This is a genomic window from Halomarina pelagica, assembly GCF_024228315.1.
Lineage (GTDB): Archaea > Halobacteriota > Halobacteria > Halobacteriales > Haloarculaceae > Halomarina > Halomarina pelagica.
The window spans coordinates 1649901-1665975 of record NZ_CP100454.1 but is presented as its reverse complement, the minus strand read 5'-3'; the positions used below and the strand labels follow the sequence as shown (position 1 = coordinate 1665975).

The 16075-nt window shown below is 69.1% G+C and carries 18 protein-coding genes; 10 read left to right on the top strand and 8 right to left on the bottom strand.

Going from position 1 to position 16075, the window contains the following annotated elements; all coding sequences use genetic code 11:
• Positions 1 to 218 precede the first annotated feature (218 nt).
• A complete protein-coding gene (locus NKI68_RS08660) occupies positions 219 to 917 on the top strand; it encodes a hypothetical protein (RefSeq protein WP_254546315.1) in 699 nt (232 codons plus the stop codon).
• A gap of 179 nt (positions 918 to 1096) precedes the next feature.
• Here the strand turns inward: NKI68_RS08660 and NKI68_RS08655 are convergent, their stop codons facing one another.
• Positions 1097 to 1267: a hypothetical protein gene (locus NKI68_RS08655; RefSeq protein WP_254546314.1), complete on the bottom strand. Its 171-nt coding sequence runs from the start codon at positions 1265 to 1267 to the stop codon at positions 1097 to 1099.
• Between the two features lie 215 nt (positions 1268 to 1482).
• Entirely contained in the window at positions 1483 to 2193 is a 711-nt protein-coding gene (locus NKI68_RS08650) for a hypothetical protein (RefSeq protein ID WP_254546313.1), read from the bottom strand.
• Between the two features lie 578 nt (positions 2194 to 2771).
• Here NKI68_RS08650 and NKI68_RS08645 point away from each other — a divergent pair.
• The 3 genes from NKI68_RS08645 to NKI68_RS08635 all read left to right on the top strand — a co-directional run bounded on the left by NKI68_RS08645 (position 2772) and on the right by NKI68_RS08635 (position 5673).
• Entirely contained in the window at positions 2772 to 4016 is a 1245-nt protein-coding gene (locus NKI68_RS08645; RefSeq protein WP_254546312.1) for a S8 family peptidase, read from the top strand.
• 103 nt (positions 4017 to 4119) lie between these two features.
• The gene (locus NKI68_RS08640; RefSeq protein ID WP_254546311.1) at positions 4120 to 4698 is read left to right on the top strand and encodes a DJ-1/PfpI family protein; all 579 of its coding nucleotides are present in this window, start codon (positions 4120 to 4122) and stop codon (positions 4696 to 4698) included.
• Positions 4699 to 4734: 36 nt separating this feature from the next.
• Positions 4735 to 5673, top strand: coding sequence for a DUF7351 domain-containing protein (locus NKI68_RS08635; protein WP_254546310.1), 939 nt, complete (start codon positions 4735 to 4737; stop codon positions 5671 to 5673).
• Here the strand turns inward: NKI68_RS08635 and NKI68_RS08630 are convergent.
• Positions 5613 to 6335 carry an archaeal proteasome endopeptidase complex subunit alpha gene (locus NKI68_RS08630; protein WP_254546309.1) on the bottom strand — a complete coding sequence of 241 codons (723 nt, stop codon included), beginning with the start codon at positions 6333 to 6335 and terminating at the stop codon, positions 5613 to 5615. The two genes, NKI68_RS08635 and NKI68_RS08630, sit on opposite strands and share 61 nt — an antisense overlap.
• On the bottom strand, positions 6332 to 7009 hold the full coding sequence (locus tag NKI68_RS08625; protein WP_254546308.1) for an Ntn hydrolase family protein: 678 nt from the start codon (positions 7007 to 7009) through the stop codon (positions 6332 to 6334). The genes NKI68_RS08630 and NKI68_RS08625 overlap by 4 nt, the downstream gene beginning before the upstream one ends.
• 207 nt (positions 7010 to 7216) lie before the next feature.
• Here NKI68_RS08625 and NKI68_RS08620 point away from each other — a divergent pair, with 207 nt between their 5' ends.
• From NKI68_RS08620 to NKI68_RS08605, 4 genes are all read left to right on the top strand, one after another.
• The gene (locus tag NKI68_RS08620; RefSeq protein ID WP_254546307.1) at positions 7217 to 8056 is read left to right on the top strand and encodes a lipoate--protein ligase family protein; all 840 of its coding nucleotides are present in this window, start codon (positions 7217 to 7219) and stop codon (positions 8054 to 8056) included.
• Positions 8057 to 8691: 635 nt separating this feature from the next.
• Positions 8692 to 9525 (top strand): deoxyribonuclease IV, encoded by an 834-nt coding sequence (locus NKI68_RS08615; RefSeq protein ID WP_254546306.1) that lies wholly within the window; start codon positions 8692 to 8694, stop codon positions 9523 to 9525.
• Between the two features lie 82 nt (positions 9526 to 9607).
• Positions 9608 to 9985, top strand: coding sequence for a hypothetical protein (locus NKI68_RS08610; RefSeq protein ID WP_254546305.1), 378 nt, complete (start codon positions 9608 to 9610; stop codon positions 9983 to 9985).
• A gap of 38 nt (positions 9986 to 10023) precedes the next feature.
• Positions 10024 to 10821 carry a methyltransferase domain-containing protein gene (locus NKI68_RS08605; protein ID WP_254546304.1) on the top strand — a complete coding sequence of 266 codons (798 nt, stop codon included), beginning with the start codon at positions 10024 to 10026 and terminating at the stop codon, positions 10819 to 10821.
• A 394-nt stretch (positions 10822 to 11215) separates the two neighbouring features.
• Here the strand turns inward: NKI68_RS08605 and NKI68_RS08600 are convergent, their stop codons facing one another.
• Entirely contained in the window at positions 11216 to 11866 is a 651-nt protein-coding gene (locus NKI68_RS08600; RefSeq protein WP_254546303.1) for a DUF7095 family protein, read from the bottom strand.
• A 152-nt stretch (positions 11867 to 12018) separates the two neighbouring features.
• Here NKI68_RS08600 and NKI68_RS08595 point away from each other — a divergent pair, with 152 nt between their 5' ends.
• A complete protein-coding gene (locus NKI68_RS08595; RefSeq protein ID WP_254546302.1) occupies positions 12019 to 12402 on the top strand; it encodes a hypothetical protein in 384 nt (127 codons plus the stop codon).
• A 157-nt stretch (positions 12403 to 12559) separates the two neighbouring features.
• Positions 12560 to 13525: a tRNA 2-thiolation protein NcsA gene (ncsA, locus tag NKI68_RS08590; protein ID WP_254546301.1), complete on the top strand. Its 966-nt coding sequence runs from the start codon at positions 12560 to 12562 to the stop codon at positions 13523 to 13525.
• A 151-nt stretch (positions 13526 to 13676) separates the two neighbouring features.
• Here the strand turns inward: ncsA and ftsZ are convergent, their stop codons facing one another.
• The 3 genes from ftsZ to NKI68_RS08575 form a co-directional block, all read right to left on the bottom strand.
• Positions 13677 to 14828 (bottom strand): cell division protein FtsZ, encoded by a 1152-nt coding sequence (ftsZ, locus tag NKI68_RS08585; RefSeq protein ID WP_254546300.1) that lies wholly within the window; start codon positions 14826 to 14828, stop codon positions 13677 to 13679.
• Positions 14829 to 15005, bottom strand: coding sequence for a transcriptional regulator CdrS (gene cdrS / locus NKI68_RS08580; RefSeq protein WP_254546299.1), 177 nt, complete (start codon positions 15003 to 15005; stop codon positions 14829 to 14831).
• A gap of 215 nt (positions 15006 to 15220) precedes the next feature.
• The gene (locus NKI68_RS08575; protein ID WP_254546298.1) at positions 15221 to 15961 is read right to left on the bottom strand and encodes a double zinc ribbon domain-containing protein; all 741 of its coding nucleotides are present in this window, start codon (positions 15959 to 15961) and stop codon (positions 15221 to 15223) included.
• Between the last annotated feature and the right edge of the window lie 114 nt (positions 15962 to 16075).

Genomic DNA, 16075 nt, shown 5'->3' with positions numbered 1-16075 from the left:
CGAGCGGATGACCGACGTCTCCCGTCCCGACTGTCTCCCCGGTCCCGGCTGTCACCTCCCATTCGGCTCCGACTACCCCCCGACCTCGGGGTAACCTAACCCAGTAGGTCGCGGTCCGCCTACGTCGATAGGTCGACACTACTCGTCGCTGGCGGGTCAAGCCTGGAGTATCCCACGTGGGATGTGAACGCGAATCGACCGATATAACAGGAAGAGACATGAAACAGAACCTCAGATCTGCGCTGGTCATCGTCGTCCTCGTGACCGTGGTACTCGGCTCCATGGGCGCGCTGGCGGCGCAGAACGACTCACAGGCTAACGGCAACGGCAACGGCAACGAGACCGACGGCGACGTGTCCCCAGGTGACGGGAACGGCGGTGGTGACGACACCGTCGACGTCGAAGAGACCGACGACGGCCTCGACATCGAGAGCGACGACGAAGAGATCGAACATAGCGAAGACGGTGACGTCGAAGTCGAGAACACGGAGGACGACTTCGACTACGAGACCGCCAACGACGGTGACGACGTCGACGTCGAGAGTGACGACCTCGAGATCGAGGAGTCCGATGACGACGCCGAAGTCGAGAACGACAACGTCGACTACGAGACGACCGCCGACGGTGACCTGGACTTCGAGAGCATGGACGGTCCCGTGGACCTCGAGTTCGATAGCGACAGCGGCGACGTCGACATCGAATCCGCCGACGACGAGATCGAACAGCGCGACGGCGATCTCGAGTACGAGAACGCCGACGACGACGTCGACTACGAGAACAGCGGCGACGGTGACGTCGAGTACGAAGACGACAACAACGACGTCGAGCAGGACGAAGACCGCCTAGAGGTCGAGGACGGTGACGGCTTCGACGTCGAGAGCGACGGCGAGCAGGCCGACATCGAACACGGCAACTAAATCGCCTCACCCCGCTGACCGGAACACGACCCCACTCGATTTTTCGACACCTGGCCGTACAGTGAGTGATACCCCGCGAGCGGTGGGTGTCCACGAATTCGCCGTCGATGAATACACCGGCGCGGTGATCGTGACGACGCGACCGCCGATCTTACCGAAGAAGGTGGACGAGCGGACGACTACCGGCAGTCATCGGCGTGGAACAGTACCGTCGTCCAGATCCAGGCTCTGGGGTTCTCGCAGTCGTACAGCAGGGCCTCGTCCTCCTCGAGTTTCAGGACGGCGTATCTGTCCCTCTCGCTCGCTCGCGGAGACGTCCCGGTTCCGGCGTCGTTCACGTGGTGTCTCATGTGGGTCTCTCCTCTGGATCTTCGGCATCGTGACGGGGCGAACCGTGGACTTCGCGGTCCGCGCGGACACGCGACGGTCGCGTGTCGCCCCGTGCTCGTCCGAGACCGCCCGGCCGTTCCGTCAGTTCTCTCGACGGCGATGCTCGACCGTACCTTGGCGATCGAAACGCGAGTACCGTCCGCCTAATCAGTTAGAGCCCCGACGACCTATGCGATTAGCTCACACACCACGCGACACGCTCCACGTCGAGGTCGGCCCCGCGCTGTTCGACGTCGTAGCCGGGCCCCTCGATCTCGACGTCGCCGTCCTCCTCGATCTCGACGTCGAGGCCGTCGTCGGTTTCGAACTCGACGCGTTCGCCGTCGTTCTCGTAGTCGAAGCCGTCGCCCTCGACGCTGACGCGCTCGCCGACCCGCTCGACCTCCACCCCGGACCCGCCGTCGCTCTCCACGTCGAGGTCGGCCCCGCGCTGTTCGACGTCGTAGCCCGGTCCTTCGATCTCGGTGTCGCCGTCCTCCTCGACTTCGAGGTCGAGTCCGTCGTCGGTTTCGAACTCGACGCGTTCGCCGTCGTTCTCGTAGTCGAAGCCGTCGCCCTCGACGCTGACGCGCTCGCCGACCCGCTCGACCTCGACGCCGTCCGCCTCGCCGTTCGGATCGCACGTGGGACGGGCGGCGCGATCGGACTTCGTTGCGCTCCCCGTGTCGCCGTCGCCGCTCCCTGCACCGTCACTCCCCGCGCCGCGCTCGCCGGTCTCGCTCGGCGTGCCTTCGACGACTCCATCGACGTGGTGGTAGCCGGGCGATCCGTCCGTGACCGCGGCGGCGGTCGGCGCGTCGTCGATCGGCACCGCCGATCCGCCGGTGGTGACCGAGACGGCGACTGCGACCAGCGCGATCAGTATCCGATTGTACTTCCCGTTCATCGTTCCCCTCTCGAGTAGGTCGTCGGGCGACCCTGAGAGTAATTGACACTCTACCTATATGAACTGGTCTCCGATCGTTGATGGGGCGGGCGTCGCTCGCGCGCCGCCCTCGTCCGTCGACGAGCGTCCGGTTCGAGGAGCTACGCACGGGCGGGCAGTCACGAGAGCGGGAGTACCCGTTCTCTCTGTACGTAGTACTGTTGATCGAGAGCCGTTCGAGGAATGGTCGTGGCTGCCGTCGACGCGCACCGATCGCTCGTCGGGTCTCCGCACCCCGACATCGGTGGAACGATCGCGGAAATTCGGACGCGAAACGGCGAAAACACCGATTCAGTGCGGGTCCTCCCGAAGATCGTACCGATCCCTGGCGCGACCTCACCGGAGTTCGGATAGTTTTGGAAAATTGGAGAAATACTGTGAGAATGTGAATTTACTTGACGTACTATTGCAAAGAATGGTACCAGTATCGGAATATTTAATTAGTATGGCCAGGGTTAGGTGGTTACGGGGCGGTAACCGGGCTGCCCACGGATCGAAGGTCAAAGCACGCACACAACATGAATCAGATAGACACCTCTATGCAAGTGGACCGGCGGCGGTTCCTGAAGGCGGCCGGTACGATCGGCGGCGTTGCCACGCTCGGCCTCGGCGGTCGGGCGCTCGTCGGCGGCCGGGGCGAGTTCGTCGAGGTCAACGTGGGTTACGCCGAGAACAGCGGCCTGGACGCCGCGCTGTCCGAGGCGTCCGAGGTCGTCCGCCAGTTCGGGTTCGACGCGTTGACGCTCCGCCTTCCGACGGAGGTGGTCGAGTGGCTGGCCGGTCGGGACGACGTCCGGTACGTCGAGACGAACAGTCGGTTGCGCCTCCACGACCACGACGAGACGAGCGAGGAGCGACCGCCCTCCGGGCCGGAGTCGATCCCCGCCGGCGTCGAGCGGATCAATTGCGGGGTCGCCCACGAGAGCGGGATCACCGGGAAGGGGGCGTCCGTCGCGGTCGTCGACACCGGCATCGGGAGCACGCACCCGGACCTGCGGCCGAACCTCAACACGGGCAAGTCGTTCGTCGAGAGCAGCGGCGAGCGGGTGATCGTAGACGAGGACGAGGACGGGACGACGATCATCGTCGACGACGACGCCGAGGAGAACTCGAACCTCCCGGCCTGGCAGGACACCCTCGGGCACGGCACGCACGTGGCCGGGATCGCGGGAGCCGTCGACAACGGCCAGGGCGTGGTCGGCGTCGCGCCCGAGGCGGCGCTCCACGCCGTCAAGATCGGCACCGAGGAGGGCGTCGAGGCGTCGGACGTCGCGGCCGGCATCGAGTTCGTCGGCGACAAGGGATGGGACGTCGCGAACATCAGCCTCGGCGAGGAGACGCCGTCGGGCGTGATCCGGGACGCGTGCAGGTACGCCTACGAGAAGGGCGTGCTGCTCGTCGCCTCCGCCGGCAACATCGACGAGGGAGAGGACAACAGCATCGTGCGCTACCCGGCGGCGTTCGAGGAGGTGATCGCGGTGAGCGCGACGACCGGCGACGGGGAACTCGCCGAGTTCTCGCTGACGGGTCCGGAGGTCGAACTCGCCGCGCCGGGCGAGGAGATCTACTCCACCATGCCGGGTGGCACGTACGAACGGCAGTCGGGCACGTCGATGGCGGCCCCGCACGTAAGCGGCGCGGGCGCGCTGCTGATGTCGGACGGCCTCTCGAACGTCGAGGCACGGAAGCGCCTCCGCGAGACGGCGCGATCCCTCGATCTCGACGCGGAGGAGCAGGGCAACGGCCTCATCGACGTCGCGGGGGCGTTCGGTCTCGGTCGGTAGACTCGCCGCGTTGGGCGACGCACCTTCGATTTCATATCGCGATATGCAATTTATCGGCCGCCGGCAGGGGAGCGGTTATGCCTCCCGGGCCGAAGGCGGAGGTATGACCGACGTGCAGATCGTTCTCTACGACGGATTCGACGAACTCGACGCGGTCGGCCCGTACGAGGTGTTCGCCTCGGCGGCCGCCCTCGGGGCCGAGATCGACGTGTCGCTGGTGACGCTCGACGAGCGTGGGCGGGTCGAGGCGAGCCACGGTCTGCGAGTCGAACCGGACGGCGTCCTCGCCGATCCGGACCTCCTCGTCGTGCCGGGCGGCGGGTGGAACGACCGGAGCGCGGAGGGAGCCTGGACGCAGGTCGAGCGGGGCGACCTCCCGGAGGCGATCGCACGTCTCCACGCCGACGGGACGACGCTCGCCTCCGTCTGCACCGGGGGGATGATCCTCGCGAGCGCGGGCGTCCTCGACGGCCGCCCGGCCGTCACGCACGCCGGGGCGCTCGCCGACCTGCGGGAGACGGCCGCGGAGGTCAGAGCGGAGCGCGTGGTGGACGACGGCGACGTCGTCACCGCCGGCGGCGTCACCTCCGGGCTGGATCTCGCGCTCCACCTCGTCGAGCGCCTCGCGGACGCCGGGATCGCCGATCGGGTCGCGACCGAACTGGAGTACGAGCGGCGCTGACGGGCACCTTATCGGCGCGGGCGTGGTAGGTGCCGTATGACCGACGACTCCGTCGACCCCGGAGAGGCGTTCCGCCCGCTCGGAAACGAGGTGCGCACGCGCGTCCTCACCGCCCTCCTCGAACCCGTCGGGGAGGGCGAGGGGAGGGGCGTCGCCCCCACGACGAAGACGTTCTCGGAGCTGTTCGAGGCCAGCGGCGCGGAGACGACCGCCGGGTTCGCCTACCACCTGCGACAGCTGACCGACCACTACCTCAGGGAGACCGACGGGGGGTACACGTTCACCTACGCCGGCCTGCAGATCGCCCGCGCCATCGTGAGCGGCGCGTACACGGAGAGCGTCGATCGGGAACCCGTGACGATCCCGGACCCGTGCCCGTTCTGCGGCGAGGTGGGCCTACGCGCCGCTGTGGCGGACAACACCGTCTCCGTCTCCTGTCACGACTGCGGGCGGGACGTGCTCGCGCTTCCCTTCCCCCCCGGCGGACACCGGACGCACGACGACGAGTCGCTCCCGGCGGCGTTCGACCGACTCTACCGCCACCGCGTCGCGCTGCTGGCCGGGGGTACCTGCCCCGAGTGCGGGGGGCGGGCGACGAGTCGCGTGGAGTACGCGGAGCGGGGGGACGGCGCGCTCGACCCGCATCCCCCGCGGCTCCACCTCGCCTGCGGGGCGTGCGGGTACACACTCCGTTGTCCGGTCACGCTGGCGGTGTTCGACCACCCGGCGGTCGTCGCCTTCTACCACGACCACGGGGTCGACCTCCGGGAGCGGCCGATCTGGAACGTGGGCCGGGAGTGGCGGGAGGCGGTGCTCTCGGACGACCCCTGGTGCGTGCGCGTCTCGACGGAACTGGAGGGGGAGACGCTAGAACTGCTCGTGGGTCGCGACGGGACCGTGGTCGAGACGGCGCGTCACTCGTCGCCGACGTCGGAACCCGCCACCGACTCCGCCGCGCCGTCGACGGCGCGGTAGCCGTCCTCGTCGATCACGGCGACGGCGACGAACTCCCCGTCCTCCTCCTCTCCCATCTCGTCGCGCAGCACCTCGCGCGCCAGCGCGACGGCGGCGTCGAGGCCCATCTCGGGATCGTACCGCTCTTCCAGCCGCCGGCGGATGTCCTCGCTGCCGCCGCCGATGGCGGTCGCGCGCCACTCGTAGGGCGTCCCCGAGGGGTCTGTCTCGAACAGTCGCGCCTCGCCCTCGACGAACCCGCCGACGAGCAGCGCCGCGCCGAAGGGGCGCGCGCCGCCGGACTGGGTGTACTCCTGGATGTGGCGGCTCACCTCGGCGGTGAGTTCCCGCGTGGTGATGGGCTGCCCGTAGCGCAGTCGCTCGACCTGCGCCGCGCGTCGGGCCACGTCCACGAGCTGTCGGGCGTCGGCGACGTGGCCCGCGCTGGTGACGCCGTGGTGCTCGTCGATCGCGTGGAGCTTCTCGACGCTGCGTGGTTCGAGCAGGGGCGAGCGGACCCGACGCGCCGCCGCGAGGACGACGCCCTCGTCAACCCGGATTCCGACGCTCGCGCTCCCCCGCTTGACCGCCTCGCGGGCGTACTCCACCTGGTAGAGCCGCCCGTCGGGCGAGAAGATGTTACTGCCCCGGTCGTACGCCTGCCGGTCGTCGCCGCGCATCATTCGAGCACCTCCGTCACGTCGTCGTGGGTGTCGATCGTCACGCCGTCGGCGGTGATCCGCGCGACGGTCACGCCGTTCCCGCTCGCCGTGTCGCGCTCCAGGGCGCTCGCGACCGCCTCGACGGCCACCCGGACGCCCTCCTCCAGCGTGAGGTCCTCGCGGTAGCCGCGCTCTAACGCGCCGGTGGCGAGCGTCGTGCCGCTCCCGCTCGCGGTGTAGGCGTCCTCCAGCACGCCGCCCGCGCCGTCGATGCTGAACACGCGCGGCTCGCCGTTCGCGTCCGCGTCGCCCCCGGCTCTCCCGTCGGACCCGGTCCGACCGGCCGACGCGGTCGACACGTCGACGCCGCCCAGGACCGGGCTGGCGGGCGTTCCGCGCAGGAGCTGTCCGGCGGTCTGTGCCAGCGCGTCCAGGTCCATCGGTCGGCCGCGCCGGGCCTCGTAGAGGCTCGCCTCCGCTCGGAGCTGGCGGATGAACGCCTGCGCGCCGCCCACGGTCCCGGCCATCGTTACGGCGGCCCGCGGGTGCACCTGTTCGATCTTCATCGCCCGCTTGTTCGAGACGAACCGACCGCCGAGGCTGGCCCGGCGGTCGGCGGCCAGCACGACACCCTCGGCGGTCCGGAGGCCGACCGTGGTGGTGCCGGTCTTCAGCACCGCGTCGTCGTTTTCCATACTCGTCCTGCGTACGCCCGGCGGATAAGCCCTCGCTAAAGAACCCTTTAGCTGCCCCCTCGACGCCTCTCGTCTCTCGTCCTCCCTCACATCCCCTCGTCGTCCTCCCTCGCACCCTCTTGTCGTCGCCCCCTCTCGCATCCCTCGCTTCCCGTCCGTCGTCCGCGCGGCGCAACCGCTTTCCCGGGCCGCCCCGGTAGCAGGGGCATGGAAACCGAGGCCGACGCAACCGACGCGGACTCCCTCGCCGACCGCGAGTGGCGGTTGATCCGCGAGGAGTCGCTGCCGGGGCCGATGTGCATGGCGCTCGACGCGGTCGCGGCCGAGACCGCCGCCGCCGGCGGGCCGCGGACCGTCCGGGTCTACCAGTGGGACCCGAGCACCCTGTCGCTCGGCTACCACCAGGATCCCGCCGACATCGACTGGTCGTTCTGCGAGCGCGAGGGGATCACCGTCACCCGGCGTCCGACGGGCGGCGGCGCGATCTACCACGATCGCGAGGGCGACGTCTCCTACTCGATCGTCGCCCCCGCCGCGGAACTCCCGGGCGACCTGATGGAGACCTACGAGCTGCTGTGTCGCCCGCTCCTCGACGCCTGCGCGGCGATGGGCGTTCCCGCCGGTTTCGCCGAGGAGGAGCGCCCCGAACTCCACCACCCCGCGTGCTACCTCCGGGAGCTGCACCCCGCCCACGACGTGGTCTACGCGGGGCGCAAGCTCTCGGGCAACGCGCAGTACCGTCGCCGCGACAGCGTCATCCAGCACGGCTCGCTCACCTACTCGGTGCGCGCCGAGCGCACCCTCGGCTGTTTCGCCGGCGCGGACGTGACGCCGGCGGCGTACCGCGAGCGCGTCACGGGCATCGACGAGCACAGTGACATCTCCCGGGGGGAGGCGGTCGCGACGCTGGAGGCGTCGCTCCGGGAGTGGGCCGACGCCGAGGAGGGCACCTGGACCGACGCGGAACTGGAGCGAGCGGAGGAGATCGCCGCGGAGAAGTTCGACAGCGACGCGTGGAACCGGGAGCGGGTCGATCCGTTGGCATAGTCGTTTCGGTGATCTTTCATTGGTGGCTGTGACGGGGCTACTGCCTCGAAAGCCCTCGATACGCTGTGACGGTGTCGATACCATCTCGAAAGCCCTCGGGCTCTCGGGTCGTGCGCCACACGCTGCGCTCCTCACCTCGCTCGTGCCACTCGCTCGGTTCCGGTGCTTGCGGTGTCGGACTTCCCCGAGAGCCCTCGCCCTTTCAGTCCACCAGGAGACTCGTCGTACTCGTCTCTTGAGCCCCGTTCGCTCGCCTGACGGCTCGCTCACGGAGACGCCAGGGATTGCACCGTACCGTACCGCACCGCACGCCTGCCCTCCCCCGGGTCGGGCGACGAGCCGCCCTCCCGGCCACGTCGCCGTGCGGCTGGGCGCGCTTCTGTGCGCGCCCGACGGAGTCGAGTAGGAATCCCGACGCGGCTCCTGGCGGAATCGCAAAGGGCGAGCGCTCTCGGCGAACCTCGGCGACGTAAGCACCGCAGGGCGCGAAGCGCCCGAGGAGCGCAACGAGCCGCGGGAGTCGAGAGCGCGAGGGCTTTGCAGCCGTTTTCGCTCCTGTCTCTTTGGCCCCCTCCAGCAACTGCTAGCCGATTTCCGAAGTCCCTATGCCCGACAACGAGTAGTTATAGCTAGAAATGCTACGAGTCGGAGCACACGTCTCGGTCGCGGGCGGCGTCCACAACGCCGTCGAGAACGAGGTGGCGGTCGGCGGCAACTGCGGGCAGATCTTCACCCACTCGCCGCAGGTGTGGCAGGATCCGAACATCGACGACGAGGAGGCCGCCGAGTTCCGGGAGGGGACCGCGGCCCACCTCGACGGGCCGTGGGTCATCCACTCCTCGTACCTCGTCAACCTCTGCACCCCGAAGGACGACCTGCGCGCGAAGTCCATCGCCTCGATGCAGCGGGAGGTCGACGCCGCCGAGAAGCTGGACATCCCCTACGTGAACGTCCACCTCGGCGCGCACACCGGCGCGGGCGTCGAGACCGGCCTCGCCAACGCCGCGAGCGCGCTCTCCGAACTCGATGTTCCACACGACGTCACCGTCCTCGTCGAGTCCGACGCGGGCAGCGGCACCAAGCTGGGCGGCGAGTTCGAGCACCTCGCAACCGTCCTCGACGACAGCGACCAGGACCTCGACGTCTGTCTCGACACGGCCCACGCCTTCGCCGCGGGGTACGACCTCTCGACCGCGAAGGGCGCGAAGGACACGCTCACCGAGTTCGACGACGTGGTCGGTCTGGAGCACCTGCAGTGCGTCCACCTCAACGACTCGAAGCACGCCTGCGGGACGCACAAGGACGAACACGCCCACGTCGGCGAGGGCGAGATCGGCGTCGAGGGCATGAAGGCGCTCGTCAACGACCCGCGCATCGAGGACGTGCCGCTCGTGCTCGAGACGCCCACCGAGGACGGCAGGGGCTTCGAGTGGAACATCGAGCGCGTCCGGGAACTCCGGAAGGACTGAGGCGACACCGGCACCTCGCCCTCCCCGTTTCGCCTCTCGGGGTAGAAACGACTATGCGGTGACAGTACGCGCACCGGAACGCATGCTCTCCGACTCCGAGTTCCCCTTCGCACTCCTCCTCGCGAACGGCGTCCTCGCCGTCCTCCTCGCGCTGTCGGTCGCGGACGTCGCCGCCCTGACCGGACGCTCCGTCGTCGAGGCCGCGGCGATCCTCGTCGCCGTTCCGCTCGTCGTCGGACTCGCCGTCGGCACCCTCGCGCGCCGCCGGTTCGACCCCCGCCAGTTCGACTCTCGCCGGTTCGCCGCCGTCGGTGTCACGTCGGTCGTCGCGTTGGTCGCATTCCTCGAAGTCACGGCCGTCGCCGTCGTCGCGAACGGGTTCGACCCCGAATCGGTCCTGATCGCTCTCGTCGGGTCGGTGCTCGCCTCCGTGATCGCCCGTCGCCGGTTCGGCGCGTAACCGCACCGTTTTCACGCCGTCGCTTCCACCACACGGTAATGCGCCGGTTCTCCGCCGACTACCTGGCCGCGACCCGAGAGGGGATGTGGGAGGCACGCGACGCGCTCGCACCGCTCTCGCTGCCCGACCGGGCGACGATCCTCGACGTGGGCTGCGGGACGGGCGAACTCTCGGCCGTGCTGGCGGCGGACGCCCCCGACGCCGCCCGCGTAGTCGGACTCGACCGCGACGCCGACCTCCTCGAAGCGGTTTCCGAACCGGTCTCTCCCGTTCGCGCCGACGCGCTCTCGATGCCCGTCCGCGACGGGGCGGCGGACCTGGTGGTCTGTCAGGCCCTCCTGATCAACCTCCCCGACCCGGTCGCCGCGGTGCGCGAGTTCCGCCGCGCGTCGTCGGACCTCGTGGCGGCGGTCGAACCGGATAACGGGGCGGTGACGGTCGACTCGACCGTCCCGGCGGAGGAGCGCCTCGCCGCCCGCGCCCGCGAGCGCTACGTCGCCGGCGTCCCGACGGACGTGACCCTCGGCGCGGTGCCGGGACTCTTCCGCGAGGCGGGGCTCGTCGACGTCGAGACGCGCCGCTACGACCACGCGCGGATCGTCGAACCGCCGTACGACGAGCGGGCGCTGGAGGGAGCGAGGCGCAAGGCGACGGCGTCGCGCCTGGGGAGCCAGCGCGAGACGCTGCTCGCCGGCGGTCTGACCGACGACGAGTACGACGCGCTCCGGGCGGACTGGCGCGCGATGGGGCGGCGCGTCGTCGAGCAGATGGGGAGGGGCGAGTACCGGCGGCGGGAGGTCGTCCCCTTCCACGTGACGGTGGGGCGAGTCCCCTGACCGACCCGGTCGGCGGACGGGCTGATCCGTTCGGTCCGTCTCGGGGTGAGCGGAGGAGACGAGCCGAACGACCGCGGAGAGTGCCGCGGTTTCAGTGGGCGCTTTGCTAGCGGGCGGCGCAGCCGCTCATGAAGCAAAACGTCCTGGCGGACAGGCGACGCCGCGACCGATTCCGTGAGGTGTGGCGTCGCACAACCGCGGAGCACCTCACGACGACTCTCACGTCATGGGGGCTCTGGTCCCGCTTTCTGTCATAAATATACGGGCCGAACGACCGATTCGAGTGCCACCGCCGACGCCGGCGTGGCGGCCGCGGACAGCGCGAACGGACGACGAAGCCGTCCGCGACCGAGTGCGCCGAGCGAGCGGATCGAGGGACGACGTTGGTTCGCCCTCAGACCACGTCGCCGCGGACGGTCATTCCCTCCTGCTCACGGCGGTACGCTTTCACCGCATCGGCGGCCTCGCGCGCCTCGTCCTCGTCCATGCCGAGCATCGCGAGCGCGTCGTCGAGCGTGGGGAAGATCAGGTCGCCCTCGCGCAGTTTCTCGAACGCCGTCTCCGAGCGCGTGCCGTCGACCCACAGGCAGACGCCGCGCGGGTCGAGGATCTGTTCGTACGCCTCGCGGGCGACCGCACCCTTCAGCCGCTGGGTGACGTTGTTCTCGAACCCCGTATTACACACCTCGAGGTGGATCGGCTCGTCGGACGCGAGGAGGTGCGCGGCGAGGCACCGCTCGGGGGCGACGTGCCCGTTGCGGTTAGCGCGGATGGCTTCGGGGTGCTCGTCGGCCCACTCGGCGGAGACGGTCTTGCCGACGCCGCGCACGCCGTGGCGCTCGACGAATTCCTCCTCGCGCTCCGCGTCGCCGTGAAAGAGCAGGTCCTTGGTGAGGTAGACGTCGATCCGCTCGACCGGGTCGAGGCCGAGCGCGAGGTCGCCGTACACCCACACCTCGCGGACGGGGACGGGCATCGTCTCGCGCTCGACCGTCTCGACGAGGCGCTCGACGCGCTCTGCGGCCGCCTGGCGGGAGAGGGTCATCGCCGTCAGTAACCACCGCGGACGAAAAACCGTTTCTTCGCCGCTCTCTTTCGCACCAGTTCGACTCGGTAAATTATATGTCGCGATACGAAATCAGTCTCGAACAACAACTGGCCGCGAACTATTTCCGCGAGCGGAGGGTGTCATCGGTCATGATCCCGCTGTCTGTAGAGGTGCCCCTGTCGCTGGCGCAGGTGGGGATCCCTGACGCCTCGCCGGCAGGGGCCACGGCGATGTTCATGTTGCTCAGCTTCGACCTCGTCGTCGTCACGCTCCTCACGCTCGTCTTCGCGGCGATCGGGCGGCGGACGGACCTCCCGGGCGTCGGTCCGTCGCTCCCCTCGCCGACGGGGGCGTTCCTGCTCGCCGGGGCGCTGATGGTGGTCGTCGAACTCGCGCAGCTCCACCTCCTCGCGGCGGTCGTGCTCGCGGCGCTCTGTCTGGTGATGGGGGCGCTCGCGGCGGTCCTCCTCGCCGCCTTCGACGAGGAAGGGACGGGTGAGGACGGCCCCCGAGAGGAGCGGCTCCTGGACTGAGGCGGGGGTCGCGACCGTCCGTCTGCCCTCGTCGTCCCCCTCGCTCTCTATGCCGTGCTTCTCTCCGTCGTGGCTCTCTACGCTCTGTCTCTCTACCCCCCCTCTCGCTTCTCCGTATGCGTAACGGTGATTGCCCTCGATCGGATAGCCGGGGGTAATGGACTGCGACAAGTGCGGCAATCCGGCGGTGATGCACGCCGCGTACTCGGGGCTGCACCTCTGCGAGAAGCACTTCTGCCGGTCGGTCGAGAAGCGCGTCCGCCGCCGCGTCCGCGAGGACGCCCTCCTCTCCCCGGACGCGACGCCCGACGACCCCGAGACGTGGGTCGTCGGCCTCTCCGGCGGGAAGGACAGCGTCGTGCTCACCCACCTCCTCCACGGGACGTTCGCGAAGGACCCCCGCGTGGAGCTGATCGCGCTCACGATCCACGAGGGGATCGAGGGCTACCGCGACGCGTCGCTCGACGCCTGCCTCGACCTCGCGGCGGACCTCGATCTCCGCCACGAGGTGGTGACCTACGAGGACGAGTTCGGCCTCCGCATGGACGACGTGGCCGAGTCCGACCCGATGGGGATGGCCCCCTGCGCCTACTGCGGGGTGTTCCGCCGCGACCTCCTCTCGCGGTACGCAGAGGAGTTCGGCGCGGACAAACTCCTCACCGGGCACAACCTCGACGACGAGGCCCAGACCGCGCTGATGAACGTCCTCGAGGGGGACGTGAGCCAGGTGGCGAAGCACTTCGACGCCAGCCTCGGGGGGTTCGACGAGCGCGCCGAGGTCGAGGCGTTCGTCCCCCGCGCGAAACCCCTGCGCGACGTCCCCGAGAAGGAGGTCGCCCTCTACGCCCACCTGCGGGACCTCCCTGCGCACATCACCGAGTGCCCGCACGCGAGCGAGGCCTACCGCGGGGAGATCCAGCGCCTCCTCCTCGAGCTGGAGGAGAACCACCCCGGAACGCGCCACTCCATCATGGCCGGCTACGAGGAACTGGCTGGCATCGCCGCCGAGCGCTACCGCGAGGGAGAGGGCCCGGAGATGCGCGAGTGCGAGCGCTGCGGCGGGACGACGACGCGCCGACTGTGCCGGAAGTGCCAGCTGGTCGAGGCGGTCGAGGACGCGTAGCGTAAACGTCCGTTTTCGCCGGCGGCAGCGTCGACGCGTCGGGTACGCCTCGGCGTCGCACCGTCGGCACGGACGCTGTCGGCGCTCGGCGCGTGAGGTGGAATAAGGTATCCGCAGGTGGTATCGGTGGTATCCGCGGCCGCGACGCCGATCAGCGGATGACGTCGAGACCGTTGTTCTGTTCGAGTTCCGGCGTGCCGCCGTCGGTCTCGCCGTAGGTGTAGTTCTCGGCGGTGTCGCTGTCGAGCGCCTGCCGGGAGGCGTCGGCCTGCTTCTGGGTCGTGGGCCCGAGGATCTGGGCCGACTGGACGCCGGTCATGATGGCCATGACGCGGACCTTCCCCTTGTACTCCTCCTGGATGCGCGCCCCCCAGATGACGTTGGCGCTGGCCTCCAGGCGGTCGGTGATGTTCTGGGCGATGCCCTCGGCCTCCTTCAGCGTGAGGTCGGGGCCGCCCGTGATGTGGACGAGGCCGCCGGACGCGCCGCGGTAGTCCACGTCGAGCAACGGGTGGTTCATCGCGTCCTTGACCACCTCCTCGGTCTTGTTCTTGTCCTGGGTCTCGCCGACGAGCATCACCGCGACCCCGCCCTGGTTCATGATCGTGGACATGTCCGCGTAGTCCAGGTTGATCAGGGAGGGCTGGGTGATCGTCTCGGAGATGCCCTTGACGGTCTCCGCGATGATCTGGTCCATCACGGAGAACGCCTTGCCGATGGGCAGGTTCGGCACGTAGTCGAGCAGGCGGTTGTTGTCGAGGACGATTATCGAGTCGGCCTCGTTGCGGAGTTCCTCGAGCCCCTCCTCGGCCTTCACGGTGCGGGCGCGCTCGACGTTGAACGGCGTCGAGACCATCCCGACGACGATCGCGCCCTGCTCCTTCGCGATCTTCGCGCAGACGGGCGCGGCACCGGTGCCGGTGCCGCCGCCCATCCCGGCGGTGACGAACACGAGGTCCGCCTCGCCGAGCACCTCCTTGATCGTCCCCTGTGCCATCTCGGTGGCGCGCTCGCCCATCTCGGGGTCGCCGCCCGCCCCGAGCCCGGCGGTGAGGGACTTGCCGACGAGGATCTTGGTGTCGGCCTCGATCATCTTGAGGTGCTGCTTGTCCGTGTTGATGGCGACGGTCTCGGCACCGTCGACGCCGATGTTGTACAGGCGGTTGACCGTGTTGTTGCCCGCGCCGCCGCAGCCGACGATGACGATCCGGGGTTCACCGAACTCCTCGTCGTCCGACCCGCCGGACATCTTGCGCTGCTCTTTCTCGGCGTTCTCGAGCGCCGAGTTGACGATGTCCTGCATCTACGCTCTCGCCCACGGACGCTTGTTCTGCCGCTGGCGTTCCGCGTTCTCTTCGTTGATCATGTCGCGCACGGCGGCCCGGATCGCTTCGCTCCGGTTCGGGTATTCGCCCGTCTCGACCATGCGTTCGACCTCTTCGATCTGCTGCTTCGGAATCCGTAGTGTCACACGCTCCATTGTTGTTTTCCCCTTGTGTCCGGTAAGACGGCGGGCCACGTGTCACACCGGCCCATCCGTCTTACACGTCGAAACCGCAAGACGGCGCGGGTCGTCCCCCCGCGACCGCCCCGTGTAAGACGATCGTCTTACGCAGGTGTTTACATATACCGGCGTATAATAAATCTTTGCCCTGATGTAAGACACGGTCCGGGACAGGTCGTAAACGTCGGGCGTTACTGGCGGTCGAGGACGTCCGCCGCTGGCGTGCGACGACCGCACCCCGGGCAGAAGCTCCAGTCCGAGCGGACCTCGTCGCCGCACTCGCAGAAGACGCGGTGGCTCGCCTTCTCGCCGCAGTTCGGACAGAAGACGTGCGACGACGACAGCCCCTCGCCGCACTGGCCGCAGGCGCGTTCGGGTTCAGGCTTGCGTTCACGCTCGCGGTCACGATCGTGCGCGGCGTCGGACGGACGCGGATCGGCGTCGTTCGGTGTCTTACGTGCGGTCGCGTCGGCGGCGTCGGTCGCGTCGGTGGCGTCGGTCGTCCCGGTTGCGTCGTGCGTGCCAGCCGCGTCGACCCGGTCGGGCGCCCCCCTGACCGCACCTGCCCCCTCCACCGCGATGGTGAGGTTGACGTCCTGCGCCCCGCGGGTCGGGGGCTGTCGGGCGTAGTCCCCTCGCACGTGCGCGAGGACTTCGGGGAGGACGGCGGCGACGATGTCGTCTACGCGCTCGTCGATGGCGGCGTCCACCCGCTCGCGGACGCGCTCGTCGAGGCGGGAATCGAGGTCGGGATCACGCTCGCGGTCGTGTGCGGCGTCCGACGCGCCCGACGCGCCCGACGTCCGCGACGCGCCGCTCGCGTCGTCGAGGTACGCGCGGAGCGCCTCGCGCATGACCTCGCTCTTGGAGGCGTCGTACTCCTCCAATCGCGAGATGAGATCGTCGTCGGCGCGGAACGTGATCTTGCTCATCCGGTCGTGTATCGTATATTGGTTAGGATATATGAATCTTCCTCCTCCGTCGGACACGTGACCGACGCGACCGAAGGATAAGGGTTAAATTCCGCGCGCCGCTCCTATCCGATG

Coding starts and splice junctions, on each gene's coding strand:
- ftsZ (WP_254546300.1), bottom strand. CDS start 14,828: ATGCAGGACATCGTCAACTCGGCGCTCGAGAACGCCGAGAAAGAGCAG.
- NKI68_RS08650 (WP_254546313.1), bottom strand. CDS start 2,193: ATGAACGGGAAGTACAATCGGATACTGATCGCGCTGGTCGCAGTCGCC.
- NKI68_RS08620 (WP_254546307.1), top strand. CDS start 7,217: ATGGAAACCGAGGCCGACGCAACCGACGCGGACTCCCTCGCCGACCGC.
- NKI68_RS08635 (WP_254546310.1), top strand. CDS start 4,735: ATGACCGACGACTCCGTCGACCCCGGAGAGGCGTTCCGCCCGCTCGGA.
- NKI68_RS08575 (WP_254546298.1), bottom strand. CDS start 15,961: ATGAGCAAGATCACGTTCCGCGCCGACGACGATCTCATCTCGCGATTG.
- NKI68_RS08610 (WP_254546305.1), top strand. CDS start 9,608: ATGCTCTCCGACTCCGAGTTCCCCTTCGCACTCCTCCTCGCGAACGGC.
- NKI68_RS08600 (WP_254546303.1), bottom strand. CDS start 11,866: ATGACCCTCTCCCGCCAGGCGGCCGCAGAGCGCGTCGAGCGCCTCGTC.
- NKI68_RS08640 (WP_254546311.1), top strand. CDS start 4,120: ATGACCGACGTGCAGATCGTTCTCTACGACGGATTCGACGAACTCGAC.
- NKI68_RS08660 (WP_254546315.1), top strand. CDS start 219: ATGAAACAGAACCTCAGATCTGCGCTGGTCATCGTCGTCCTCGTGACC.
- NKI68_RS08655 (WP_254546314.1), bottom strand. CDS start 1,267: ATGAGACACCACGTGAACGACGCCGGAACCGGGACGTCTCCGCGAGCG.
- NKI68_RS08605 (WP_254546304.1), top strand. CDS start 10,024: ATGCGCCGGTTCTCCGCCGACTACCTGGCCGCGACCCGAGAGGGGATG.
- NKI68_RS08615 (WP_254546306.1), top strand. CDS start 8,692: ATGCTACGAGTCGGAGCACACGTCTCGGTCGCGGGCGGCGTCCACAAC.
- NKI68_RS08595 (WP_254546302.1), top strand. CDS start 12,019: ATGATCCCGCTGTCTGTAGAGGTGCCCCTGTCGCTGGCGCAGGTGGGG.
- ncsA (WP_254546301.1), top strand. CDS start 12,560: ATGGACTGCGACAAGTGCGGCAATCCGGCGGTGATGCACGCCGCGTAC.
- NKI68_RS08630 (WP_254546309.1), bottom strand. CDS start 6,335: ATGATGCGCGGCGACGACCGGCAGGCGTACGACCGGGGCAGTAACATC.
- NKI68_RS08625 (WP_254546308.1), bottom strand. CDS start 7,009: ATGGAAAACGACGACGCGGTGCTGAAGACCGGCACCACCACGGTCGGC.
- cdrS (WP_254546299.1), bottom strand. CDS start 15,005: ATGGAGCGTGTGACACTACGGATTCCGAAGCAGCAGATCGAAGAGGTC.
- NKI68_RS08645 (WP_254546312.1), top strand. CDS start 2,772: ATGCAAGTGGACCGGCGGCGGTTCCTGAAGGCGGCCGGTACGATCGGC.